Below are 24,213 nucleotides of genomic sequence, written 5' to 3' on the forward strand. Positions count from 1 at the left end.
CGCCTGATCGTACGTCGCGATATGGCGGTACGGGCAGACGAGGAGATGGCCCGAGTTGTACGGGAAGAGGTTTAGCAGCACATACGCGGCCTCACCGCGGGCAACGATGAGTCGCTCATTGTCGGCGTGCTTCGGCGCCTCGCAGAACGGGCACTCCTCGCGCAGCGGCTCCGGGCCCGCTTGGATGTATGCCATCCGATGTGGAGTCCACAGCCGCTGGAACTCATCCGGCACACCGGCGAGGTGGGCGGAGTTCTCCGCGGCGGCCCCTTCCGTCACGCGAGGTCCTCGGCGGTGTGTACGTGAGCGTGGGCAGCGATCACGGCGCGGATGCGGTCGACAGCATCCGCAATCGGCACGCCGTTCTCCTGGGTGCCGTCCCGGAAGCGGAACGAGACGGTGCCGGCTTCGCGATCCTTCTCCCCCGCGATGAGGATCAACGGAACCTTGGCGGTCGTGTGGTTTCTGATCTTCTTCTGCATGCGGTCATCGGAGTGATCGACATCCGCCCGCACGTCACACTCACGCAACTGCGCGATGACGCCGTCGAGGTAGTCGCCGAACTCTTCCGCGACAGGCACGCCGACGACCTGCACCGGAGCAAGCCACACGGGGAAATCGCCGGCGTAGTGCTCAAGAAGAATCGCGAAGAACCGCTCGACCGAGCCGAGCAGCGCGCGGTGGATCATGACCGGACGATGCTTCTGCCCGTCAGAGCCGGTGTACTCAAGCTCGAAGCGCTCCGGCTGGTTGAAATCGAGCTGGATGGTCGACATCTGCCAGGTGCGTCCGATGGCGTCACGCGCCTGCACCGAGATCTTCGGACCGTAGAACGCGGCTCCGCCCGGGTCGTCGACGAGTTCGAGACCGGATGCCACGGCCACCTCGCGCAGCGTATCGATGGCTGTCGACCACTGCTCGGGCTCGCCGAGGAACTTCGGGTTGTCCTCCTCGTTGGTCGACAGTTCGAGGTAGAAGTCGTTCAGGCCGTAGTCGCGCAACAGGTCGAGGACCAGGTTCAGGTTCACGGTGAGCTCTTGCTTCACCTGATCCTGCGCGACGTAGATGTGCGCGTCGTCCTGGGTGAGTCCGCGTACGCGGGTGAGCCCCGAGAGCGTGCCGCTCTTCTCATAGCGGTAGACCGTGCCGAACTCTGCCAGACGCAGGGGAAGTTCGCGGTACGAACGACCGCGCGAACGATAGATGAGATTGTGGAACGGACAGTTCATCGGCTTCAGGTAGTAGTCCTGACCCTGCCGGGTGACGTTGCCGTCCTCGTCGGTGACCTCGTCGAGATGCATCGGTGGGAACATTCCGTCCGCGTACGTCTGCAGGTGTCCGGAGGTCTCGAAGAGATCCTTCTTGCTGATGTGCGGGCTGTTCACCACGTCGTAGCCGTTACGCAGGAGGTGTCGGCGCAGGTTCTCTTCGATCTCGTAGCGGATGATGCCGCCCTTGGGGTGGAACACCGCAAGCCCCGAGCCGATCTCGTCGGGGAACGAGAACAGGTCCATCTCTACGCCGAGTTTGCGGTGATCGCGACGCTCTGCTTCAGCTAGGCGCTCCTTGTACGCCTTGAGCTCATCCTTTGTGGGCCAGGCCGTTCCGTAGATGCGCTGCAGCTGGGGATTCTTCTCGCTGCCCCGCCAGTAGGCGGCGGCGATGCGGGTGAGATCCCAGCCGTTTCCGATCATGCGGGTGCTGGGCAGGTGCGGCCCACGGCAGAGGTCTTTCCACGCGACCTCGCCGTCTCTGGTGGTGTTGTCGTAGATGGTGAGTTCGCCTGCGCCGATCTCGGCGGATGCGCCTTCGGCAGCGTGCGCGCCAGAACCCGGGCCGCCGGCGAGGTCGATCAGCTCGAGTTTGAACGGCTCGTTCGCGAGTTCCGCGCGTGCCTCTTCTTCCGTCACGACGCGGCGAACAAAGCGCTGGCCCTCGCGGATGATCCGCTGCATCTCCTTGGAGATCGCTTTGATGTCTTCGGGCGTAAACGGCGTCTCGACACCGAAGTCGTAGTAGAAGCCGTCCGTCACAGGCGGACCGATGCCGAGGTTCGCCTGCGGGTTTATGCGCTGAACGGCCTGGGCGAGGACGTGAGCGGCCGAGTGCCGCAGGATGCTCAAGCCGTCTTCGCTCGAGATCGTCACCGGAGTGACCTCATCGGCATCGGTCACGGTGAACGCGAGGTCTTTCAGTTCGCCGTTCACGCGCATGGCGACGACGGATCGGTCAGAGAACAGGGCGAAGCCGTCGCGGGGCGCGGCGTTCTGCTCGTCGATTTCAGGCACTGGTCACTCCATCTGGGTCTTCCTCTAGGCTACTCGCCTCGTGGGCCCCACCATGTGCACAGCACCGACGGTGGCATTCTGTTCTGCGCCCTGGGATGCTGTGGCCATGCGTGAGTTGACGACAGATGACCTCGGCCTGCTGCTATCGGTATTCGCCGTGCTGCTCATCGCCTTCGGAATCGACTTTCATTTCTCGACCAGGGCCGGCGCCAAGCATCGACGGGCCCCGTGGTTCTTCGGGATCGTGACGTTGATCGGCGAACTCATGACAGCGCTCGCTCTGGTGCTGACATGGGTCGCCGTGTGGAGCCCCGCGGCCTGGGAGGCTATCGACGACATGCTCGTCTTCATCCCCGGAACCATCGCGATCATCTGCGCGGTGGTGCTGACCATCGACAAGATCCTGGCGCGACTCGAGCGCTTGCGCAACATCGACTAGTCGGAAGAAAAGTGCTCCCGTGGAGTGGAAGTCCACGGGAGCGTTGCACACGCTCGTCTAGATAGGGACGAAGCATGAACAGTGAGAAGTGTGCGCGATACTGGGATCGAACCAGTGACCTCTTCCGTGTCAGGGAAGCGCGCTACCGCTGCGCTAATCGCGCCCGTTGGGGCTATTCAGTTGTGCCGTGAGGTGGCGACGGGATTCGAACCCGTGTAAACGGCTTTGCAGGCCGGTGCCTAGCCGCTCGGCCACGCCACCGTGTGGATTGACCCCCACGTGCCGCGAACCCCGCGTGGGGTTCTCTAGCACTCGAGCGGATGACGAGATTCGAACTCGCGACCCTCACCTTGGCAAGGTGATGCGCTACCACTGCGCTACATCCGCATTTCGTGATTCCGGTGAACCGGGCACTCGTAAAACAGTAGCCGATCAAGCCCCTGATGCAAAACCAGAAACGCATCTCGCGCGTGTCCAGCCCAATCGTCAGAACTGGTGCGAACCTTCGGGTAGTATCGATTCTCGACCCTCAGGGTCATGGGCGATTGGCGCAGCTGGTAGCGCGCTTCCTTCACACGGAAGAGGTCGTCGGTTCAAGTCCGGCATCGCCCACCACAGCAAATCGTCTGCGAGCTTTCGGATCGCTTCATGCGACGTGTCCGGAGTAACGTGAGCAGATGATCAGACACGTCGCGCGTTGGACTCTGGGGCTCGGACTCGCGTTCATGGGCGCCTTGCACTTCATCCAGACCAGAGCGTTTCGCGGTCTTATCCCCGACTGGGCGACGAAGGCGACGGGGCTCGACAAGGACGGCGTCGTTATCGCATCGGGCGCCGCAGAGCTTGCACTGTCCGCCGCACTCGTGGCGCTGCCGAAGGAACGCCGACGCATCGGATGGGCCACAGCCGTGTTCCTCGTCGCCGTGTTTCCCGGCAATGTCCGGCAGTGGCGCACCCGTCGCTCGGCTCCGGGGCTCGATACCGACACGAAACGTCTCGTCCGGCTGTTCCTGCAGCCCGTGTTGATCGCTTGGGCAGTGTGGAGTACCCGCGCTCGATGAGCGAGGCGAAGCGCACCTACTCAAGCGAGCTGAGAGAAGGCGCACCTCACGGCGTCACACGTCGCGCGTTCGGCGGGCCGGTGCACTCGCAGGCTGTGGTTTTGAGAAGATCACCACGATGATCACGGCGATGCCGACGACGACATGGGGCACCCAGACGTTCGGTGCCTCATCCGCGAACCCGAAGATCCAGGCTGTAGACGATGAGTCCGATGCCGAGCACAATCGGGATCACCACAGCAGCACCACCGACGCTGACGAAGCCGAACAGCCATTGGCTTTCGGAGACGTCGAGAACGACTCAGCGTCGAGCCCACCCGTAACGCGCCACCAGCGCATCGGCGACGCGGTCGTAGCGTACGCGATCGAGGATCGCTGCTTCTCTGCGCATTCCCGCGTCGTGCACGCTGTAGAGCTGTTCGATGTCGACCCACGACTCTCGCCCCTGAGAGTCCCAGCTGCCACTGCCGATCGAGATGTAGTCGCGATCGCGATGGTGCGGCTTGCTCGTCATCCGAACGGCGTACACCCGCTCGGAAGAATGTCGGCCGATGACGAGCACCGGACGATCCTTCCCCCGCCCGTCGTTCTCCTCATAGGGCACCCAGGTCCAGATCACCTCTCCTGAGTCCGGTGCGCCATCGCGTGACGGCGTGTAGGAGACCTGCAAGTCGTCGATACGTTCGGGTTCGATCTGAACGGTCTCACTCCCCCATTCCCGCCCCGCTGTGACCTCTGTATCCGACGCGCGAGATCGTCCCGGCCCCCGCTCAGGAGACCGGGACGACCCGGATGACAGCGCCTTGACGACGAGGCCGGCGAGCTGTCGGAGAATGTTCCTTGATGAGGTCACCCCGACACCCTATCCACCTCTCAGGCCTCGGTCAGGGCATACCCTTCCTCGCCGTGGACAACCGAGTCGACTCCGGCGATCTCATCCTCATTCGTGACCCGGAAACCGATGGTCTTCTGAATCACGATGCCGATCACGAAGGCGACGACGAATGAGTAGATCAGCACGCCCACGGCCGCGATCACCTGCACCGCGAGCAGACGCAGATCGCCACCGGTGAAGAGTCCCTGTCCGGTTGCGAAGAAACCGAGATAGACGGTTCCCAACAGGCCTCCGACGAGGTGGATGCCGACGACATCGAGCGAGTCATCGAAGCCGAGGCGGAACTTGAGTTCGACAGCCAGGGCACAGGCGATGCCGGCCAGAGCACCGAGCAACAGCGACCATCCCGGGGTCAGATTCGCGCAGGCCGGAGTAATCGCGACGAGGCCGGCGACCGCACCGGATGCCGCACCGACCGAGGTGGGCTTGCCGTCCTTGATCTTCTCGATGAGGATCCATCCGAGAATCGCGGCCGCCGTTGCACCCAGTGTGTTCAAGGCGATGAGTCCGACCCCGCCCATATCTCCGGACGTCCACTCCGCACCCGCGTTGAACCCGAACCATCCGAACCACAGCAATGCGGCTCCCAGAAGCGTCAGCGGCACGTTATGGGGCTTGAGGATGCCTTTCTGGAAACCGATCCGCTTGCCGAGCACGAGCGCCAGGGCCAGGGCTGCGGCGCCGGCATTGATGTGCACCGCGGTTCCGCCGGCGTAGTCGATGACGCTGATGCCGCTGTCGGCGCCGAAGAGCAGCGTGCCGAGCTCCATGATCCAGCCGCCGCCCCAGACCCAGGCGGCGATCGGAAAGTAGCCCACCGTCGCGAACACGCCCGCGAACATGAGCCAGCTGCCGAACTTCGCCCGGTCGGCGATCGCCCCGGAGATGAGCGCGACGGTGATGATCGCGAAGGTTGCACCGTAGGCGACACCGAGGAGCGCCACGTTGGACCCCTCGCCTGCGGCCAGTCCGCTCATACCGAAGTCGGCAAACGGGTTGCCGGCGAACTGGGCGGGACCGTCGACGGCACTCATCGAGAAGCCGAACAGGATCCACAGCACCGCCACGAGCCCGATCGATCCGAAGCTCAACATCATCATGCTGATCACGCTCTTGGCCTTGACGAGCCCGCCGTAGAAGAAGGCGACGCCCGGCGTCATCAGCAGGACGAGGGCGGTTGCGGTAATCCCCCACGCGATATTTCCGGGAGCATCCATAGGAAAACCTCACATCCGAAGTAGTTTGAGCCTTCAGTGTGCCGACGGCGCATTTCAGGGATGCGCATCGTGTGTTTCCGGTGCGTTACGGCCGGAGGGGCCGTGTAACCATCGCGTTACGGGGCGCTTTCGGATGCCGCTGCATGGGTGAGCGCATTCAGACGCGAGATCGCGCGGAGGTACTTCTTGCGGTAACCGCCGTTGAGCATCTCGTCCGCGAATACCGCATCGAGGCTGATCCCGGTGGCGATGAGCGGGAGTTGCGCATCGTACACACGGTCGACGAAGGCGACGAAACGTAGTGCCTCCGACTGGTCGGTGAGCACCTGTACGTCGCGCAGGCCCACGAGCGTGATGCCGTCGATGAGCCGGATGTAGCGAGAGGGATGCACCGTCGACAAATGCTTCACGACACCGGCGAACGCGTCATCGGACACGGGTCCGGCCGCAGCGGCATTCGCTATGCGGCGCGCGTAGCTATCGGGATCCAACGCGATGGCCTGTCCGTCGAGAGCACGCTGTCGAAAATCGACGCCGTCGATGCGGATCGTCTCGAAGCTGTCAGACATCGCATGAATCTCACGGAGGAAGTCCTGCGCTGCGAAGCGGCCTTCCCCCAATGCGTTCGGCGGTGTGTTCGAGGTGGCGGCGAGTCGTGTCCCCGATGCCACCAGTTCCCCCAGGAGCCTCGTCATCACCATCGTGTCGCCCGGATCGTCCAATTCGAACTCGTCGATGCACAGCAGATCGGCGCCACGGAGCAGATCGACCGTGTTTCGGTATCCCAGCGCGCCGACAAGCGCGGTGTACTCGATGAACGAGCCGAAGTACTTCCGGCGTGCCGGCATCGCGTGGTAGATCGCCGCGAGCAGGTGCGTCTTACCCACGCCGAATCCACCGTCGAGATAGACACCCGGCTTGAGCTGCGGTTGCTTCTTCGCACGACTGAACAACCCGCCCTTCTTCGCCGGCGCCGAGCGGCCGGCGAATCGCTGCAGAAGCTCTTTCGCCTCAGCCTGCGACGGATACGCATCATCGGAGCGATAGCTCTCGAAGGTCGCGGTATCGAACTGCGGGGGCGGAACAAGCGCAGCCAGCATCTCCGGCCCGGTGACGACAGGCTGGCGCTCGGTGAGATGCAGGACGTTCGGGCTCGTGGTGTCGGTCATTCGTTTCCTGTGTCAAAGTCTTACAGAACGGCTCCGGGGCACACCGAACGGCCGTATCGTCGTAGGGGACGGTTCAACACTACGCCGCTGCAGCCCGCGCTTTCACTCAACCCACGAGGAGCATCCGTGACCATCGAGTTCGATTCTTCATCCGCCAAGTTCGCCGAGTATGCCGATCCGGGGCGCCTCGTGACGACCGAGTGGCTTGCGGCACACCTCGGTGAACCCGGTCTCGTCGTCGTCGAATCGGACGAAGACGTGCTGCTCTACGAGACGGGTCACATTCCCACCGCTGTGAAGGTCGACTGGCACACCGAGCTCAATGATCCCGTCGTGCGCGATTACGTCGACGGCGAGGGATTCGCCGAACTCCTCAGCAGGAAGGGCATCTCGCGCGACGACACGGTCGTGATCTACGGCGACAAGAACAACTGGTGGGCGGCCTACGCTCTGTGGGTGTTCTCGTTGTTCGGCCACGAAGACGTGCGTCTGCTCGACGGAGGCCGGGACCGCTGGATCAACGAGGGTCGTGAGATGACCACCGAGGCGCCGACGCCGGCTGCGACGGAGTACCCGGTCGTGGAGCGCGATGACAGCCGACTACGCGCGTACAAGGACGACGTCGTCGCCTTCATCGGGCAGGGTCCGCTCATCGACGTGCGATCCCCTGAGGAGTACAGCGGCGAGCGTACGACGGCTCCGGCATACCCGGAAGAGGGCGCTCTGCGCGCCGGCCACATTCCCACGGCGCAGAGCGTGCCGTGGAGCAGGGCCGTCGCCGACGATGGCGGTTTCCGCACGCGGGCCGAGCTTGAGGCCATCTACCGGGAGGGCGCGGGCGTCACAGACGGCGATGACATCGTTGCGTACTGCCGTATCGGCGAGCGGTCCAGTCATACCTGGTTCGTGCTCAAGCACCTCCTCGGCTTCGACAACGTGCGCAACTATGACGGATCGTGGACCGAATGGGGCAGCGCTGTGCGCGTTCCGATCGTCAACGGAACGGAGCCCGGACAACTCTGATCGTGTGAGAATGTCTGGGATGAGCACCACGCACGTTCCAGACATTCTCGCCGAGATTCGCGATGACTTCCTCGAGCTGCCCGAGGCCGACCGGCTGCAGCTTCTGCTCGAGTACGCGAACGAGCTTCCCGAGGTGTCGGCCGAAGTCGCAGCACATCCGGAGATGACCGAGCGCGTCGCGGAGTGCCAGTCCCCTGTGTACATCTACGTCGACGTCTCGGATGACGTGGTCACGATGCACGCGACCGCGCCCCCGGAGGCACCGACCACGCGAGCATTCGCGAGCATCCTGGTGCAGGGCATCACAGGGCTGACGTCAGATGAGGTACTGGCGATACCCGATGACTATCCGCAGAGCATCGGCCTCACGCGCGCCGTGTCTCCGCTGAGAATCGGCGGGATGACGGGCATGCTCATGCGCGCCAAACGCCAGGTCACGCAGAAACGTTGAATCCGTTGGCGCTCACCCAGTCGGTGATCGCTCCGGTCCATGCCACCTGGTCGTAGTTCCAGATCATGGTGTGTCGCGCAACGGTGAAGATCGGCATCGTCACCAGATCGGGCCGTGCCTCCGCCAGCGCGTGGGAAGCATCAGCGGGAACGTAACCGTCGTCGTCGCTGTGCAGCATGAGGATCGGAACAGTGAGCTCATCCGCGCGGGCGACCATGTCGAGCTGATCGAAAGCGATGGGAGCCTCGGCGCCCGAAAGCCCGGCGGTCAACGGCGACCCCAGCGCATTCATCGCCAGCGTCGGCAGCGGGTCGGGGATGTTCTCTTCACGTGCATGAAAACGCAGCACGCTGCGCCAGTCGACGACAGGTGAGTCGAGCACCAACCCGGCGATCGCTTCGCGATGCGCTGAAGAAACCGCGGTCTGCAGTGCGATGGCGCCGCCCATGGACCAGCCCATGAGCAGCACGCGCGTGGCTCCGTGACGCAGCGCATACGAGATCGCCGCATCCACATCGCGCCATTCGGCAGCGCCCAGCGCATACGAGCCGCCGCGACTGCGCGGCGCTTCGCCGTCGTTGCGGTAAGAGACCACAAGGGTGGGAAAGCCCATGCCATGCCACACCGGCACCGCCCGCAGGCACTCCGAGCGGGTCGTTCCTCGCCCGTGCACCTGGACCACCCACGTTGATGACTCCGCTGGGAACAGCCAGGCCGGGCAGGGCCCGGCTGGTGAGCCGATCAGCACACTCTCCCACGGCAGATGCAGCTCGGCCGGCGACGAGTAGTACCAGCCGCTGAAGCCGGCGGCGCGCTCGATGCGTGAGCCGCTGTCGATGTGGGTGAGAAGTTTTCTGCGGACGCGCTTGGCATCGGCGCTCAGCACGGCCCCGAGCTTCACATACCCGTACGTCCCTGATGTGAAGAGTCCGTAGCGCCCGGGCAGCTCAGTGTCTCGCGTCCGCGTGAGCTCGATGGTCTGCGCTCCCGTGTCGACCGCGAGGATCTCGGTGTCGGTGGCGCGGTCGCTGGGAATGACCACGCGACGAGCAACCGTGAATACGAGGATGGCCGCGGCGGCGAGCATCGCGAATATCGCGGGGACCAACATCGCAACGGCGTGCCTGAGACTCTTCATCGTTTCCTGACTCTAGCCTGTTGCCGTGACCGCACACCCCGATGCCGGAGCGCTCTTCGAACGAGCTGCCGCTGAACTGCGTGAAACCGCGTTCCGTAACGACATCGTCGTGCGCGAGATTCCCTCGCCCCAGGGCCTGGCGCCGTTCTCCGTCGCGCTGGCCGCCGACGTGCGTCCCGACGATCATGGCGACTCGGTCTACGGTACAGGTCGGTTCGTCCTTCTGCACGATCCGGACGCACCGTCCGGCTGGGCCGGGACGTGGCGGGTCATAACCTTCGCCCAAGCGCCACTGGAACCTGAGATCGGCACGGATCCCCTCCTGGCCGATGTCACCTGGTCGTGGCTCGTGGATGCTTTGGAATCACGGGATGCCGTGTACCACTCAGCATCCGGCACAGCGACGAAGACTCTATCGAAGGGATTCGGGACGCTGACGGCTGAAGGCGACGGCGCCCAGATCGAACTACGATCGTCTTGGACGCCGGAACAGCCGTTCCGGCCGCATGTCGAAGCGTGGGCCGAACTGGTCGGCATGCTCGCCGGGCTGCCGCCCGGTTCGGAGAACATCGCCGTTTTGGGCGCACGAAAGGTAGGGCGTGACTGAGTTCACCGTCATCGACGACACCATCGAGTTTGAAGCCGCGTGTCGAGCGCTCTCAGCAGGCACCGGCCCCGTAGCGGTCGACGTCGAGCGCGCCTCGGGTTTTCGTTACTCGCAGCGCGCCTACCTCGTGCAGGTGTTTCGACGCGATGCGGGTGTGTTTCTCTTCGACCCTCCAGCGCTCGGCGACTTCACATCGCTGCAGGCAGCCGTCGGGCATCTCGAGTGGGTCTTTCACGCGGCCAGTCAGGATCTCCCCTCCCTGCGTGAACTCGGCCTCACTCCGAACTCGCTCTTTGACACCGAGCTCGCGTCGCGCCTTCTCGGGCGGGAGAAGGTCGGACTCGCCGCGGTCGTCGAAGAAACCCTCGGCATCACGCTGAAGAAGGAACACTCGGCGGCCGATTGGTCTACCAGACCTCTGCCCGAGGCCTGGCTGGAGTACGCCGCTCTCGATGTGCTGTATCTCGTCGATGTGAGAGATGCGATCGCCACGGAACTCGAAGAGCGGCACAAAGATGAGTTCGCCGCACAGGAGTTCGCCGCGACACTCGCCCAGCCGCCGCGGCCGCCGCGCGAGGATCCTTGGCGGCGACTGAGTGGATTGCACCAGGTGAAAGGTGCCAGAAAACTCGCTGTCGCACGCTCGCTGTGGAACGCGCGCGAGGAATATGCGCAGGAGCAGGATGTCGCACCGGGGCGACTGGTGCCCGACCGTGCTCTGGTCGCCGCTGTGCTCGCCGACCCGCAGTCCAAGCAGGCTCTCGCCGCTGAGAAGGCGTTCACCGGACGCGCTAGTCGCGCACAGCTGGACCGCTGGTGGGCGGCGATCGTCCGCGGGCGTGAAGAGAGCGTGCTGCCGCGTGAGAGGGTGCACAGCGATTCCCTGCCCCCGGCGCGTGCCTGGGCAGAGCGCAATCCGGAGGCGGATGCACGGCTGAAACTCGCCCGCCCGGCGGTGGAAGAGGTCGCCCAGGAGCTGAGCATGCCGACCGAGAATCTCCTCAAGCCCGACTTTCTCCGCCGGCTCGCCTGGGCGCCGCCCGTGCTCACCGAGGCTGCTCTCTCGGCCGCACTCGCGGAACTCGGCGCGCGCCCCTGGCAGATTGAGCAGACCGTACAGAAGATCCTGGATGCCTTTGTAGAATCGATGCAACAGCCCGCGGAGGGCGAGCGGCTCGAGTCGTAGGTTCGATCCAAGCGATTCCCTCAGCATCCGACGGGCTCATAGGCTGGGGTCACACCCCAACCTTGGAGGCAGAGTGGCCGAGATCTCGGACGTCTTCTTCGTCGATGGAATGCGCACCCCGTTCGGGCGCGCCGGCGAAAAAGGCATGTACTGGAACACACGCGCAGACGACCTCGCCGTGAAGGCGACGATCGGGCTCATGGAACGCAATGACGCCGTTCCGGCCGAACGCATCGACGATGTGGCCATTGCCGCGACATCGCAGACCGGCGACCAGGGGCTCACGCTCGGCCGATCCGTTGCGATCCTGGCAGGGCTCCCCAACACTGTGCCGGGGCTCGCAGTAGAGCGCATGTGTGCGGGCGCGATGACCAGCGTGACGACGATGGCGGCGTCTATCGGCGTTGGCATGTACGACTTCGCCATCGCCGGCGGTGTGGAGCACATGGGACATCACCCGATTGGCGCGAATGCCGATCCGAACCCGCGTTTCGTCGCGGAGAAGATGGTCGACCCCGGTGCATTGAACATGGGCGTCACAGCCGAGCGCATCTTCGATCGCTTCCCACACCTCACCAAGGAGCGCTCAGACCGCTTCGGCATGCTGAGCCAGCACAAGGTACAGGCAGCCTACGACGCGGGCAAGATCCAGCCCGATCTCGTCTCCGTCGCTATCAAGGGCGCCGACGGCGCGTGGGGCCTGGCTACCGAAGACGAGGGTCGCCGACCGCAGACGACGATGGAAGACCTCTCCGGTCTCAAGACCCCGTTCCGCCCGCACGGCCGAGTCACCGCCGGCACCTCGTCGCCGCTGACGGACGGCGCCACCATGTCGCTGCTCGCGGGCGGAGGTGCGGTGAAGGAATTCGGCCTCACGCCGAAGATGAAGATGGTGTCGTTCGCCTTTGCGGGTGTCCAGCCCGAGATCATGGGCATCGGACCGATCCCCTCGACAGAGAAGGCGTTGAAGAAGGCCGGACTGCAGATCTCCGACATCGGTCTGTTCGAGCTCAACGAGGCGTTCGCGATTCAGGTCATCTCCCTGCTCGATCACTTCGGTATCGCCGACGACGACCCCCGTGTCAATCAGTGGGGCGGCGCCATCGCGCTCGGACATCCGCTCGCGGCATCCGGTGTGCGTCTGATGATCCAGCTCGCGGCACAGTTCGCTGAGCGTCCTGATGTGCGCTACGGTCTCACGGCCATGTGCGTGGGCCTGGGCCAGGGTGGCAGCGTCATCTGGGAGAACCCCTACTACGACGGCAAGAAGCGGAAGTGACTGCGAAAATGACCGACTACGAAAAGATCGATTTCTCCCCCATCGTCGCCCTGGCCGGAGACGAGGTCGTCACTCATTCCGTCGTCAGCGACGTCACGCTTGCCTCGGGCAAGGTCATGGCGCTCATCACGCTTGATAACGGCCGCGACCACACACGTCCGAACACGCTGGGGCCGGCGACGCTCACCGAGCTCAGTGAAACGCTCGCGGGACTCAAAGCCCGGGCCGCGGCGGGTGAGATTCACGCAGTCGGCGTCACCGGCAAGCAGTACATCCTTGCTGCCGGCGCCGATCTCTCCGACATATCGAAGGTCACCTCGAAAGAGGACGCGCGTCTGATCGCGCAGCTGGGTCACAAGGTCATCGGCTCGTTGAGCGATCTCGGCGTTCCGTCGTTCACCTTTGTCAATGGCCTCGCCCTGGGCGGCGGGCTGGAGATCGCGCTGAACTCGACCTACCGAACGGTGGATGCCTCGGCCGCGGCTGTCGCTCTGCCCGAGGTCTTCCTGGGCATTATCCCGGGCTGGGGCGGCGCATACCTGCTGCCGAACCTGATCGGAATCGAGAACGCGCTCGAGGTCGTCATCTCGAACCCGCTCAAGCAGAACCGGATGCTCAAGCCACAACAGGCGTTCGAGCTCGGCATCATGGACGCCATCTTCCCCGCGGCGAACTTCCTCGAAGACTCGCTGACCTGGGCCGACGCGGTACTGGGCGGCAAAAAGGTCGAGCGCAAGAACGAACCAGGCAAGATCGAACGGCTGACCAAGTGGCCCATCGCGATCAAGATGGCTCGCGGCATGCTGGAGTCGAAGATCGGCACGATGCCGAAGTCGCCCTACGCCGCGCTGGATCTGCTGGACAAGGCCAAGAGCGGTACGAAGGCTGAGGGATTCGAACGCGAAGACGAGGTGCTCGCCGAGCTGGTGACCGGCGACCAGTTCGCCGCATCCATGTACGCCTTCGACCTCGTGCAGAAGCGCGCCAAGCGGCCCGTCGGCGCGCCCGACAAGTCCCTGGCGAAGAAGGTCACGAAAGTCGGCATCATCGGGGCCGGCCTCATGGCGAGCCAGTTCGCGCTGCTCTTCGTACGCAAGCTGCGCGTTCCCGTCCTCATCACGGACATCGACCAGGCACGCGTCGACAAGGGAATTTCCTACATCAGGGAAGAGATCGGCAAACTCGAAGCCAAGGGACGCCTCGATACCGACACGGCAAACCAGCTGCGCGGGCTCATCCACGGCACAGTCGACAAGAGCGAGTACGCCGACTGCGACTTCGTGATCGAGGCGGTCTTCGAAGAGGTCGGCGTCAAGCAGCAGGTGTTCGGCGAGATCGAGAAGATCATCGCCGATGACGCCATCCTGGCCACGAACACCTCCTCGCTGTCCGTCGCCGAGATCGGTGCGAAGCTCGCCCATCCGGAGCGTCTGGTGGGCTTTCACTTCTTCAACCCGGTCGCCGTCATGCCGCTCATCGAGATCGTCAAGACGCCGAGCACCGACGAACAGACGCTCTCGACGGCCTTCGTGGTGGCGAAGGGGCTGGGTAAGAACGCCGTGCTCACCGCGGATGCTCCCGGGTTCGTCGTCAATCGCCTGCTCGCCAAGGTGATGGGCGAGGCCGCCCGTGCGGTTTACGAGGGCACGCCGATCGCTGACGTCGAGAAGGCTTTCGCGCCACTGGGACTCCCGATGGGCCCGTTCCAGCTCATCGACCTGGTCGGCTGGAAGGTCGCGGCCCACGTGCAGGACACGATGGTGCGTCATTTCCCCGACCGGTTCTACGCCAACGACAACTTCCACGCGCTCGCAGAGCTGGATACCGTCGTGGAGAAGGACAAGGGCGGTCGGGTCACCGGCTGGTCCAAAGCTGCAGAGAAGGCGCTCAAGGGCGCTGTCGGCGACGCGCCCGCATCCACTGAGGCGATCCTCGCTCGCGTGCAGGACGGCCTCGCGCAGGAGATCAAGCTCATGCTCGATGAAGGCGTTGTCCCTGACGTCGAGGACATCGACCTGTGTCTGATCCTCGGCGCGGGATGGCCGTTCATCGACGGCGGGGCATCTCCGTACCTCGATCGCGAAGGTGCGTCCGACCGCACCTTCGGCGGCACGTTCCACACGCCGCCGATCCGCGGTATAGAGCACCGCTGACGTACCGCTGACGAGGGGCCAGGCGACCACCCGGTGTGCCTGGCCCCTTCTCTGTGCTAGTTTTTGAACATGTTCGAATCGAGTGCGACCCGCACGTCCAAGAGCGATCAGACACGTGCGAGGATCCGCGACGCGGCGCTCGCCTCTTTCGTGGAGCGCGGCTACGCCGACACCACGATGCGCGCGATTGCTGAGGATGCCGGTGTGTCGGCGAGCAACGCCTACTACTACTACCCGTCCAAGACCCACCTGGTGCAGGAGCTCTATGTGCGTGTTCAACACGACCACGCCCTGCTTGCTCGACCTCGCCTGGCCGAGACAACCGGGCTCGTGAACCGCCTCCGGGTCGTCTTCGACACCGGGCTGGAAGCCGTCGCCCCGTATCACCGTGTGGCCCCGGGGTTTCTCACGGCGATGGTGCCGCCTGAGTCGCCGATCAACCCGCTGTCTGACGAGTCGGCCTCGGCCAGGGATATGACTGTCTCGCTGTTTCACGAGGCAGTCGACGGTGCGCAGCACCGGGTGCCGGCAGACATCGTCGCGCTGCTGCCGAACGCCCTCTTCGTCGGCTATCTCTCCCTCGTGCTGCGCTGGAGCTACGAGCAATCCGCTCATGGCCCGCAGACACGGAGGCTTCTCGACGCCGGATTGAAGATGCTCGCTCTCGCGTTGCCCTTCGTCCGGGTTCCCGGCATTCACGCGGCATCGCGCGAACTGTTGACTCTGGTCGCCGAAGTCAGCTCATGAGCACGCCGCACGCGCCGATTCGCACGCCCGAGAAGCCGATGGGCTTCACCGGGGCGGAGTTCTGCCGCGGCGCATTGGCCGCCTGGCTCCTGTTCATGGCCATACTGACCGTCTACCTCACCGTCTCGGCTGCACTGCAGTCCGGGGGCGCCTGGGGCTCGCCGCTGTCGATGATTGCCCTCTATCTGATGTTCGGCGTGCCGATCGGCGGCATCGTCTCGGGCGTCGTGACTCTTGTGACGGCACCGCTTGTTCATCTGTTCGCACGACGGCTCGCGCATACGTCACGCTTGAGCATCCACGCGCTCGCCTACGCGGCCATTGGTGCGTTGCTTGGTCTGGTCGTGGGCGGCGTTGCCGCGCTCGTCGCGCAGAGCGATCTCGCCGTGGTCTTCTCGACCTGGTTTCCGTGGTTCGTTGCGGCCGTGTGCGCTGTTTCAATCGTGGGTGGTTGGGGCTGGACGGTGTGGCGCGTGACCCGGCCGCGACGCGCCGACCCGGATGCTCTCGTCGAGGACGCCGTCTGACGCTCTGACCTCCGCGAGGACAGTCAATGGCGCTGGTGCAGGGGAAGACCGATCGTGCCGGTCTCGCCCGCATGACGCGCGACCGGGATGCGTGTTCCGAGTACCTGTGCGACGATATCCTGCGCGATCTTGGACGCGGTGAGCCCGGCATCCGTCAAGATCTGATCGCGCGACGCATGATCGATGAATTCATCGGGCAGCCCGAGCTCGTCCACCGCGGTATCGACACCGGACTCACGTAGCACCTGGCGAACGCGTGTGCCGATGCCGCCGACACGGATGCCGTCTTCCAGTGTGATGACCAGGCGGTGTTGTCTGGCCAGAGAGACGATCGACGGCTGCACGGGAATCGCCCAGCGCGGATCGATGACGGTCGCCCCGATTCCCTGCGCTCGCAGGCGCTTCGAGACGTCCATCGCGAGAGCTGCGAACGGCCCGATCGCAACGATGAGCACATCCTCGCTCTCGCCTCGTGAGAGCACGTCGACGCCGTCGGTCAAGCGCTCGATGGCCGGCACGTCTTCAGCGACAGCGCCCTTGGGGAAACGAATGACTGTCGGCGCATCATCAACGTCCACGGCCTCATCGAGGGCCTCTGCCAGGCGAGAAGCGTCTCGTGGGGCGGCGATACGGATATGCGGCACGATCTGCAACATCGCCAGATCCCACATACCATGATGACTCGGACCATCCGGTCCTGTGACGCCAGCGCGGTCGAGCACGAACGTCACGCCGGCCTTGTGCAAAGCGACATCCATCAGCACCTGATCGAAGGCGCGGCCCATGAACGTGGCGTACATCGCCACGACGGGGTGCAGGCCTCCGAACGCGAGACCGGCTGCAGCGGCAACGGCATGCTGCTCGGCGATTCCTACGTCATAGACACGATCGGGGAATCGTTCGGCGAATGGCGCTAGGCCCGTGGGGCGAAGCATCGCCGCGGTCATCGCGATCACACTCTCGTCGCGCTGGCCGACATCGACCAACGCTTCGGAGAAGACATCCGTCCAACCACGCGCGCTGCTGGCGAGCGGCTCGCCCGTCGCGGGATCGATGCGATTGACCGCGTGGAACTGATCCGCCTCGTCTTCGCGGGCCGGCTGATACCCGCGCCCCTTCTCGGTGATCGCATGCACCAGGACAGGAGCACCGTATGATTTCGCCAACTCGAGCGTCTCGATGAGCGCGCCGATGTCATGGCCGTCGACCGGCCCCAGATACTTGATGTCGAGATTGGAATACAGCGCCTCGTTATTGGTGAAACGTGAGAGGAAGCCGTGCGTTCCGCCGCGTACGCCGCGGAACAGGGCACGGCCCATCGGCCCGAACAGCCGGAAAAACCGGTCGGAGCGGTGATGCAGGTCTTTGTAGGCCGCTGCGGTGCGCACCTTGTTGAGGTAGCGCGACATCCCCCCGATCGTCGGTGCATAGGACCGACCATTGTCATTGACGACGATGACGAGGTTGCGATCGTTGTCGTCGGTGATGTTGTTGAGGGCTTCCCACGTCATACCACCGGTCAGTGCCCCGTCGCCGACGACTGCGACGACATGGCGGTCATCGCGCCCTGTGGCCGCCAGCGCACGCGAGACGCCGTCCGCCCAGCTCAGGGAACTGGAGGCGTGTGAGGATTCGACGACATCGTGCGGACTCTCGGACCGCTGAGGGTACCCGGCAAGCCCGCCACGCACGCGCAGCGCGGAGAAGTCCTGTCTGCCGGTGAGCAGCTTGTGCACATATGATTGGTGTCCGGTGTCGAAGATGATCGGGTCGTCCGGAGATTCGAACACGCGGTGAAGCGCGATCGTGAGCTCGACGACGCCGAGGTTCGGGCCGAGGTGACCGCCGGTCTTCGAGACGTTCTCGATGAGGAATGTTCGGATCTCGCCTGCGAGCTCCTCGAGCTGGGAGGCGCTGAGCGGGTTGAGATCCTCTGGCCGCATGATGCCGTGAAGAATGGGCATCGGCACCTCCTGAACGTCTGGTCCGGTCGCCGAGAATCAACGGCGACAGTGGTTCGATCTTACCGCGGTACGCCGGGAATACTCCGAGCGACGGTGATGGAAAGCTCACCGGACGGGCGCTTTGTGCCGCGGGCGTCCCCGCACCATTCAGCTCGGCGGCGTGCCGCATCTGTGCCCGTGGCACGGAAACGTCCCGCCTGGCTGATGCCAGACGGGACGCTTGTCGCTTCAGCGATTACACGAGCGAACGCAGCACGTACTGCAGAATGCCGCCGTTGCGGTAGTAGTCGGCTTCACCGGGGGTGTCGATACGGACGACCGCGTCGAACTCGACCGTCTGCTTGCCCTCGGGCGAGTGTTCGCTCGGCGCAGCGGTGACGTGAACCGTCTTCGGCGTCGTGCCGTTGTTCAGCTCCTCCAGGCCCGTGATCGAGACGACCTCGGTACCGTCGAGCCCCAGCGACTCCCAGCTCTCCCCCGCGGGGAACTGCAGCGGGACGACGCCCATACCGATGAGGTTCGACCGGTGGATTCGCTCGAAGCTCTCCGTGATGACGGCCTTCACGCCCAGCAGGCTCGTGCCCTTGGCGGCCCAGTCGCGCGAGGAACCAGAACCGTATTCCTTGCCACCGAAGATCACCAGCGGGGTGTCGGCAGCCTGGTAGTTCTGACTTGCATCATAGATGAACGACTGCGGACCGCCAGCCTGAGTGAAGTCACGGGTATATCCGCCTTCGACCTCGTTGCCGTCATTGACCGCGCGCACCAGCTGATTCTTCAAGCGGATGTTCGCGAACGTGCCGCGGATCATCACCTCGTGGTTGCCACGGCGCGAGCCGAACGAGTTGAAGTCCTTCTGCCGCACACCGTGCTCTTCGAGGTACTTCGCCGCAGGGGTGCCGATCTTGATGTTTCCGGCGGGGCTGATGTGGTCGGTGGTGACCGAGTCGCCCAGAGTCGCCAGCACACGGGCGTCGGTGATGTCTGCGATCGGTGTCAGTTCCATCGTCATGCCCTCGAAGTAGGGAGGACGACGCACGTACGTCGATTTCTCATCCCATTCGAAGACCGGTCCGGTAGGCGTGGGCAGGCTCGTCCAACGCTCGTCTCCGTCGAAGACGGTTGCGTACTGGTTGATGAACTGCTCGCGCGAGATCGACGAGTCGATCACTTCCTGAATCTCAGCCGGGCTCGGCCAGATGTCCTTGAGGAACACCTCGTTGCCATCGTTGTCGGTTCCCAACGGGTCGTTGTCGAAGTCGAAGTGCATCGACCCAGCCAGCGCGTAGGCGACGACGAGTGGCGGCGAGGCCAGGTAGTTCATCTTGACGTCTGGGCTGATGCGGCCCTCGAAGTTGCGGTTACCGGAGAGCACCGCGGTGACGGCCAGGTCGTGATCGTTGATCGCTGCCGAGACTTCGTCGATGAGCGGACCGGAGTTGCCGATGCAGATCGTGCAGCCGTAGCCGACGGTGTAGAACCCGAGGCCTTCGAGATCTTTGTCGAGGCCTGACTTCTCGTAGTAATCGGTGACGACCTTCGATCCGGGCCCGAGCGTGGTCTTGACCCAGGGCTTCTGCTTGAGACCCTTCTGTCGCGCCTTGCGCGCGAGCAGACCGGCGGCCATCATGACCGATGGGTTCGAGGTGTTGGTGCACGAGGTGATCGCGGCCAGCGTCACGGCACCGTGATCGAGGATGTAGCTCTCGCCATCGGGGGTGGTCACGGGAACCGGCTTGGACGTGCCGTTGACGCCGCTGGAGATATGCACCGGACGCGTGTCGTGATCTTCGTCCCCCGGGGCTGAGCCCGGATCAGACGCCGGGAAGGAATGCTTCGACTCGAGATCGACCAGTGACTCCGACGTGCTCGGCTCGGCATAGTTGACGATGTCCTGCTCGAACTGCGTCTTCGCCTCGGAGAGGAGAATGCGGTCCTGCGGACGCTTCGGCCCGGCGATCGATGGCACCACGGTGCTGAGGTCGAGCTCCATGTACTCGCTGAAGACCGGCTCGTTGGCCGGGTCGTGCCACAGACCCTGCAGCTTCGCGTATGCCTCGACGAGGGCGATGGCCTGCTCGTCGCGACCGGTCAGACGCAGGTACTCGGTGGTCACGTCGTCGATCGGGAAGATCGCCGCGGTCGAGCCGAACTCCGGGCTCATGTTGCCGATCGTGGCGCGGTTGGCCAGGGGCACGGATGCCACACCGGCGCCGTAGAACTCGACGAACTTGCCGACCACGCCGTGCTTGCGCAGCATGTCGGTGATGGTGAGCACGACGTCGGTGGCCGTGACGCCCGCCGGGATGTCGCCGGTGAGTTTGAAGCCGACCACGCGCGGGATGAGCATCGACACGGGCTGGCCGAGCATGGCCGCCTCTGCCTCGATTCCGCCGACGCCCCAGCCGAGAACGCCGAGGCCGTTGACCATCGTGGTGTGCGAGTCTGTGCCGACACAGGTGTCGGGGTAGGCCTGCAGCACGCCGCTGTTCGTGCGATCGTAGATGACCTTCGCCAGGTGCTCGATGTTCACCTGATGGACGATGCCGGTCCCCGGGGGAACGACCTTGAAGTCGTTGAAAGCGGTCTGCCCCCAGCGCAGGAACTGGTAACGCTCGCCGTTGCGCTCGTACTCGATCTCGACGTTGCGCTCGAGGGCGTTGTCGGTGCCGAACAGATCGGCGATGACCGAGTGGTCGATCACCATCTCTGCCGGCGAGAGCGGGTTGATCTTGTTCGGATCGCCGCCGAGGGCCGTCACCGCTTCGCGCATGGTGGCCAGATCGACGATGCAGGGCACACCCGTGAAGTCCTGCATGACCACACGGGCAGGTGAGAACTGGATCTCTGTGTTGGGCTCTGCCGTGGCATCCCAGGAGCCGAGCGCTTCGATCTGAGCCTTGGTCACGTTCGCACCGTCTTCGGTGCGAAGCAGATTCTCGAGGAGAACCTTGAGGCTGAACGGAAGCTTCTCGTGGCCCGGAACGGTGTCTAGGCGGAAGATCTCGTAGTCGGTGCTGCCGACCGTCAGGGTGCTCTTGGCACCGAAGCTGTTCACCGTGGACACGAATCCGTCTCCTTCTTGTCTGTGGGAGCGACAGGCGACTCCATCTTGCTCGCCTACGACGCTGGCTGCCAGCAAGGCACACCTAACATTCTGCGCCTCGCGGCGCTTCTGCGAAAGCGCACAAATTTATCTTGATGTCAAGATAAATCTATCACGCCTCTGAGATGTCTTCTGCGCGCGACGCGCTCGGATGCAGCGCGCGCACCACAAGCCAGGTGACCGCGATCATCGGCGCGAACAGCGGCAATCCCATCACGAGCTTCAGCGTGCCGAGCGCGGTGACATCTCCAGCGAAGTACAGCGGCAGTTGAACGGCAAGGCGCGCGGCGAAGAGCACGGCCCAGGCGATGGTGAGCCAGAAGTACGCGCGACGTTTACGGCGATCGCGTCGCCACGCGGTTCCCTCCCCCGTCAAGAAGCCCGCAGCGAGGCCGATGAGCGACCAGCCGACCAGGGCTGAGATCAACAGAGCGGAGCCGTAGGCGGTGTTCGTGATGAAACCGAGGATGAAGTTGTCCTGGCCACGGCCGGTGAAAAGCGCGAGTGCGGCTGCTGCGGCCGCCGCAACAAGGCCACCGATAGCCGCAGCCGGAGGGGACTTCTGCAGCAGTCTGATCACCGTGAACACGGCGGCGAGTCCGACCGACACTCCCAACGGGAGGATCAACGGTTCAGGCTGGATCGTGAACAGCACCACGAATGCCAGGCTCGGCAGGACGGACTCGAGTATGCCGCGCCATCCGCCCATCGCCGACCAGACAACCTTCTGCGTGCTTTCACCGCCACGGGGATCGATCCCCGCGCGACGCGCTGCGCTTCCCAGCGCCGCACCGAGCACATCGGATGTGCTGGGTTGTTCTGCGTCGGCCTGCCTCGATTCGTCTGAGCGTTCGTCCTCGCTCACGGCGTGCCCGGTGAGGCCGGCATCTTCAGCGGGATGAGATCACGCGGAGGCATCGGCGTTCCGCCGCGCACCACGACGATCGAGCGGAACAGATCCTCGACCTGCGCGGCCGCGTCGGGGTCTGAGGCTGCTGCTCCCCCGATCACGCCGCGCAGGAACCAGCGCGGCCCATCGACGCCGACGAAACGGGCGAGGCGAAGCTCCGATCCCTCTGAGGCAGGAGCCGGCACCTCCGCCAGCAGCTCTTTGCCGAGGGGACCCTCGCGCTCCTCCACGCGGCCGCCCTGCTGACGGACCTGATCGACAAGCTGCATGCGCGTCTCGTGCCACAGGCCGAGTGTGCGCGGTGCTGCAAAGGGCTGAACCTGCAGGGAGGAATCGGCGTAGTCCAGGCCGACCGCGACGATGCGTTTGGTCTGCTCTTCAACTTCGAGGCGGAGATTCAGTCCTTCGCGGGGAAGAATCTTGATACCGCCCAGATCGATGTACGGGCGTACCGGATTCGCCTCTGCCTCATCGAAGGGGCCGCCCGAGGAACGGTCCTCCGGCGCCGATTTCGACGTCGGCGGGGTGATCTCTTCGGTCATATCGTCTCTCCTGCCTGATATCCGGTGGAACCGAAGCCAGCCGCGCCGCGCGAGCTTTCGGGCAACTCGTCGACGGGAACGAACTTCGCCCTGGCGACCGGCATGATGATCAGCTGAGCGATCCGGTCCCCGACCGCCACATCGTACGCGATCTCGCTATCGGTGTTCAGCAAGTTCACTTTGATCTCGCCACGGTAGCCCGCATCGACAGTGCCCGGTGAGTTGACGATCGTGATGCCGTGTTTGGCGGCCAGCCCGCTACGGGGCACCACGAATGCCGCATAGCCGTCGGGAAGCGCGATGCGCACCCCGGTAGGCACGAGCGCACGCTGGCCGGGGCCGAGGTGCACGGCTTCAGCGGCCACGAGGTCTGCTCCGGCATCACCGGGGTGGGCGTAGTACGGCAGCACAGAGGCGATAATGGGGAGATCGACAGAATCACTCACCCCACGAGGCTAATGCAGAACCTTCGCTCTGACACACGCGTTCGCTACCGCGAACGGCTTTCGCCGAGCCTGTGGCTCCTGGTGACAGCTGCCGTCGTCGGACCGATGGTGGCGCTGACCTTCACTCCGCTGGGCTCGCTGCCCGCCCTGCTGATCGGTGCCGCGGCCGGCGTCGCCGTGATCACCGTGCTCATAGCGGCGTCACCGACGATTCATGTCGAGGAGACGATCGTTCGCGCGGGCCGCGCCCGAATCGACGCCCGGTGGCTCGGCGAGATCACCGCGGTCACCGGTGAGCAAGCCCGTGCGGCTCGGGGTCCGGCACTTCCTGCCCGAGGATGGCATCTGATTCGCGGCGGAATCGATGGCATCGTCGTCGTCGAGAACATCGATCCGAACGACTCGGTCACCGCCTGGACGATTTCGACGCGTACGCCTGACCGACTGGCCGCGGCGATCGATGCGGCCAAGCGGGCCGCATCCGTCACCCGCTAGCACTCACCGAGCCAACGCGCCGCGTTAACACGACAACGCGCCCCGAGCCGACCGGCTGGGGCGCGAGCGTGATCGTGGCTGCTATCAGGCAGCGCACTCCTTGCAGATCGGGCCATCCGGGCCATCGTGATCGAGCTGCGACTGGTGCTTCACGAGGAAACAGCTCATGCACGTGAACTCGTCCTGCTGGGCAGGAAGCACGACGACGTCGAGCTCGAGGTCAGAAAGGTCTGCGCCGGGGAGGTCGAAACTCGAGGGGTTATCGGCGTCCTCGTCGCCGGTCGTGCCAGACAATTTGTCCGGCACACGCTCCTTCAGGGCTTCGATCGACTCGGAGTCGTCTTCGCTCTTTCGGGGGGCGTCGTAGTCGGTTGCCATGCGGTAAGTCTCCACTTTCATGGTGCTAGTGGGCGGGTCGCCGACGGGTATGCGGCGGGCATAGTTTGCACGACGTGAAGAGATTTCGCAAATGCCCTCGCGTGCGTCTGATCAAACTCGCGGCACGCCCGGTGTATTCCCGACTTGTTCAGCTCCTTCGTGACACGATGAACCAACACCCATCAGAGGGGC

At 64.4% G+C, this 24,213-nt stretch carries 22 protein-coding genes, 4 tRNA genes and 1 pseudogene; 12 read left to right on the forward strand and 15 right to left on the reverse strand.

Features of this window, described 5'->3' with window-relative positions; all coding sequences use genetic code 11:
- Both Q1J95_RS02865 and thrS read right to left on the reverse strand, forming a co-directional pair.
- Positions 1-279 (reverse strand): annotated as a pseudogene (locus tag Q1J95_RS02865) (HIT family hydrolase); the annotation flags it as partial.
- A complete protein-coding gene (gene thrS, locus Q1J95_RS02870; RefSeq protein WP_300265789.1) occupies positions 276-2,213 on the reverse strand; it encodes a threonine--tRNA ligase in 1,938 nt (645 codons plus the stop codon). The pseudogene Q1J95_RS02865 and the gene thrS, both read right to left, overlap by 4 nt.
- Before the next feature lie 181 nt (positions 2,214-2,394).
- Here thrS and Q1J95_RS02875 point away from each other — a divergent pair, with 181 nt between their 5' ends.
- A complete protein-coding gene (locus Q1J95_RS02875) occupies positions 2,395-2,727 on the forward strand; it encodes a hypothetical protein (RefSeq protein ID WP_300265764.1) in 333 nt (110 codons plus the stop codon).
- A gap of 91 nt (positions 2,728-2,818) precedes the next feature.
- Here Q1J95_RS02875 and Q1J95_RS02880 read toward each other — a convergent pair.
- From Q1J95_RS02880 to Q1J95_RS02890, 3 genes are all read right to left on the reverse strand, one after another.
- A tRNA-Val gene (locus Q1J95_RS02880) sits at positions 2,819-2,890 on the reverse strand.
- A 27-nt stretch (positions 2,891-2,917) separates the two neighbouring features.
- A tRNA-Cys gene (locus Q1J95_RS02885) sits at positions 2,918-2,988 on the reverse strand.
- Between the two features lie 54 nt (positions 2,989-3,042).
- A tRNA-Gly gene (locus Q1J95_RS02890) sits at positions 3,043-3,114 on the reverse strand.
- A 152-nt stretch (positions 3,115-3,266) separates the two neighbouring features.
- Here Q1J95_RS02890 and Q1J95_RS02895 point away from each other — a divergent pair.
- A tRNA-Val gene (locus tag Q1J95_RS02895) sits at positions 3,267-3,342 on the forward strand.
- A 62-nt stretch (positions 3,343-3,404) separates the two neighbouring features.
- Positions 3,405-3,788: a hypothetical protein gene (locus tag Q1J95_RS02900; RefSeq protein WP_300265765.1), complete on the forward strand. Its 384-nt coding sequence runs from the start codon at positions 3,405-3,407 to the stop codon at positions 3,786-3,788.
- A 301-nt stretch (positions 3,789-4,089) separates the two neighbouring features.
- Here the strand turns inward: Q1J95_RS02900 and Q1J95_RS02905 are convergent, their stop codons facing one another.
- The 3 genes from Q1J95_RS02905 to zapE all read right to left on the reverse strand — a co-directional run bounded on the left by Q1J95_RS02905 (position 4,090) and on the right by zapE (position 7,069).
- The gene (locus tag Q1J95_RS02905) at positions 4,090-4,641 is read right to left on the reverse strand and encodes a type II toxin-antitoxin system PemK/MazF family toxin (protein ID WP_300265766.1); all 552 of its coding nucleotides are present in this window, start codon (positions 4,639-4,641) and stop codon (positions 4,090-4,092) included.
- Positions 4,642-4,661: 20 nt separating this feature from the next.
- Positions 4,662-5,900, reverse strand: a complete 1,239-nt coding sequence (locus Q1J95_RS02910; protein ID WP_300265767.1) for an ammonium transporter — start codon at positions 5,898-5,900, stop codon at positions 4,662-4,664.
- 116 nt (positions 5,901-6,016) lie between these two features.
- Entirely contained in the window at positions 6,017-7,069 is a 1,053-nt protein-coding gene (zapE, locus tag Q1J95_RS02915; RefSeq protein WP_300265768.1) for a cell division protein ZapE, read from the reverse strand.
- Between the two features lie 126 nt (positions 7,070-7,195).
- Here zapE and Q1J95_RS02920 point away from each other — a divergent pair, with 126 nt between their 5' ends.
- Positions 7,196-8,092, forward strand: coding sequence for a sulfurtransferase (locus Q1J95_RS02920; RefSeq protein ID WP_300265769.1), 897 nt, complete (start codon positions 7,196-7,198; stop codon positions 8,090-8,092).
- A 19-nt stretch (positions 8,093-8,111) separates the two neighbouring features.
- The gene (locus Q1J95_RS02925) at positions 8,112-8,543 is read left to right on the forward strand and encodes a SufE family protein (protein ID WP_300265770.1); all 432 of its coding nucleotides are present in this window, start codon (positions 8,112-8,114) and stop codon (positions 8,541-8,543) included.
- Here the strand turns inward: Q1J95_RS02925 and Q1J95_RS02930 are convergent.
- A complete protein-coding gene (locus Q1J95_RS02930; protein ID WP_300265771.1) occupies positions 8,527-9,681 on the reverse strand; it encodes an alpha/beta fold hydrolase in 1,155 nt (384 codons plus the stop codon). The genes Q1J95_RS02925 and Q1J95_RS02930 overlap by 17 nt on opposite strands.
- Positions 9,682-9,706: 25 nt before the next feature.
- Here Q1J95_RS02930 and Q1J95_RS02935 point away from each other — a divergent pair, with 25 nt between their 5' ends.
- From Q1J95_RS02935 to Q1J95_RS02960, 6 genes are all read left to right on the forward strand, one after another.
- Positions 9,707-10,288, forward strand: coding sequence for a DUF3000 domain-containing protein (locus Q1J95_RS02935; RefSeq protein ID WP_300265772.1), 582 nt, complete (start codon positions 9,707-9,709; stop codon positions 10,286-10,288).
- Positions 10,281-11,474 carry an HRDC domain-containing protein gene (locus Q1J95_RS02940; RefSeq protein ID WP_300265773.1) on the forward strand — a complete coding sequence of 398 codons (1,194 nt, stop codon included), beginning with the start codon at positions 10,281-10,283 and terminating at the stop codon, positions 11,472-11,474. Before Q1J95_RS02935 ends, Q1J95_RS02940 begins: the two co-directional genes overlap by 8 nt.
- Before the next feature lie 73 nt (positions 11,475-11,547).
- Complete coding sequence (locus Q1J95_RS02945) at positions 11,548-12,753, forward strand: thiolase family protein (protein WP_300265774.1); 1,206 nt, start codon at positions 11,548-11,550, stop codon at positions 12,751-12,753.
- Between the two features lie 8 nt (positions 12,754-12,761).
- Positions 12,762-14,906 carry a 3-hydroxyacyl-CoA dehydrogenase NAD-binding domain-containing protein gene (locus Q1J95_RS02950; protein WP_300265775.1) on the forward strand — a complete coding sequence of 715 codons (2,145 nt, stop codon included), beginning with the start codon at positions 12,762-12,764 and terminating at the stop codon, positions 14,904-14,906.
- A gap of 69 nt (positions 14,907-14,975) precedes the next feature.
- Positions 14,976-15,653: a TetR/AcrR family transcriptional regulator gene (locus Q1J95_RS02955; RefSeq protein ID WP_300265776.1), complete on the forward strand. Its 678-nt coding sequence runs from the start codon at positions 14,976-14,978 to the stop codon at positions 15,651-15,653.
- The gene (locus Q1J95_RS02960) at positions 15,650-16,180 is read left to right on the forward strand and encodes a hypothetical protein (protein ID WP_300265777.1); all 531 of its coding nucleotides are present in this window, start codon (positions 15,650-15,652) and stop codon (positions 16,178-16,180) included. Before Q1J95_RS02955 ends, Q1J95_RS02960 begins: the two co-directional genes overlap by 4 nt.
- A 23-nt stretch (positions 16,181-16,203) precedes the next feature.
- On the opposite strand, the gene dxs is transcribed toward Q1J95_RS02960, so the two are convergent.
- From dxs to dut, 5 genes are all read right to left on the reverse strand, one after another.
- Entirely contained in the window at positions 16,204-18,144 is a 1,941-nt protein-coding gene (dxs, locus tag Q1J95_RS02965; RefSeq protein WP_300265778.1) for a 1-deoxy-D-xylulose-5-phosphate synthase, read from the reverse strand.
- 235 nt (positions 18,145-18,379) lie between these two features.
- The gene (locus tag Q1J95_RS02970; RefSeq protein WP_300265779.1) at positions 18,380-21,211 is read right to left on the reverse strand and encodes an aconitate hydratase; all 2,832 of its coding nucleotides are present in this window, start codon (positions 21,209-21,211) and stop codon (positions 18,380-18,382) included.
- A gap of 151 nt (positions 21,212-21,362) precedes the next feature.
- A complete protein-coding gene (locus Q1J95_RS02975) occupies positions 21,363-22,115 on the reverse strand; it encodes a DUF3159 domain-containing protein (protein WP_300265780.1) in 753 nt (250 codons plus the stop codon).
- A complete protein-coding gene (locus Q1J95_RS02980) occupies positions 22,112-22,702 on the reverse strand; it encodes a DUF3710 domain-containing protein (protein ID WP_300265781.1) in 591 nt (196 codons plus the stop codon). Before Q1J95_RS02980 ends, Q1J95_RS02975 begins: the two co-directional genes overlap by 4 nt.
- Positions 22,699-23,148: a dUTP diphosphatase gene (dut, locus tag Q1J95_RS02985; RefSeq protein WP_300265782.1), complete on the reverse strand. Its 450-nt coding sequence runs from the start codon at positions 23,146-23,148 to the stop codon at positions 22,699-22,701. The genes Q1J95_RS02980 and dut overlap by 4 nt, the downstream gene beginning before the upstream one ends.
- Before the next feature lie 12 nt (positions 23,149-23,160).
- Between dut and Q1J95_RS02990 the strand changes: the two genes are divergently transcribed.
- Complete coding sequence (locus tag Q1J95_RS02990; protein WP_300265783.1) at positions 23,161-23,643, forward strand: DUF3093 domain-containing protein; 483 nt, start codon at positions 23,161-23,163, stop codon at positions 23,641-23,643.
- A gap of 84 nt (positions 23,644-23,727) precedes the next feature.
- On the opposite strand, the gene Q1J95_RS02995 is transcribed toward Q1J95_RS02990, so the two are convergent.
- Positions 23,728-24,021: a DUF4193 domain-containing protein gene (locus tag Q1J95_RS02995; RefSeq protein ID WP_300265784.1), complete on the reverse strand. Its 294-nt coding sequence runs from the start codon at positions 24,019-24,021 to the stop codon at positions 23,728-23,730.
- Between the last annotated feature and the right edge of the window lie 192 nt (positions 24,022-24,213).

This window comes from Microbacterium sp. (genome assembly GCF_029263575.1).
Taxonomy (GTDB): Bacteria; Actinomycetota; Actinomycetes; order Actinomycetales; family Microbacteriaceae; genus Microbacterium.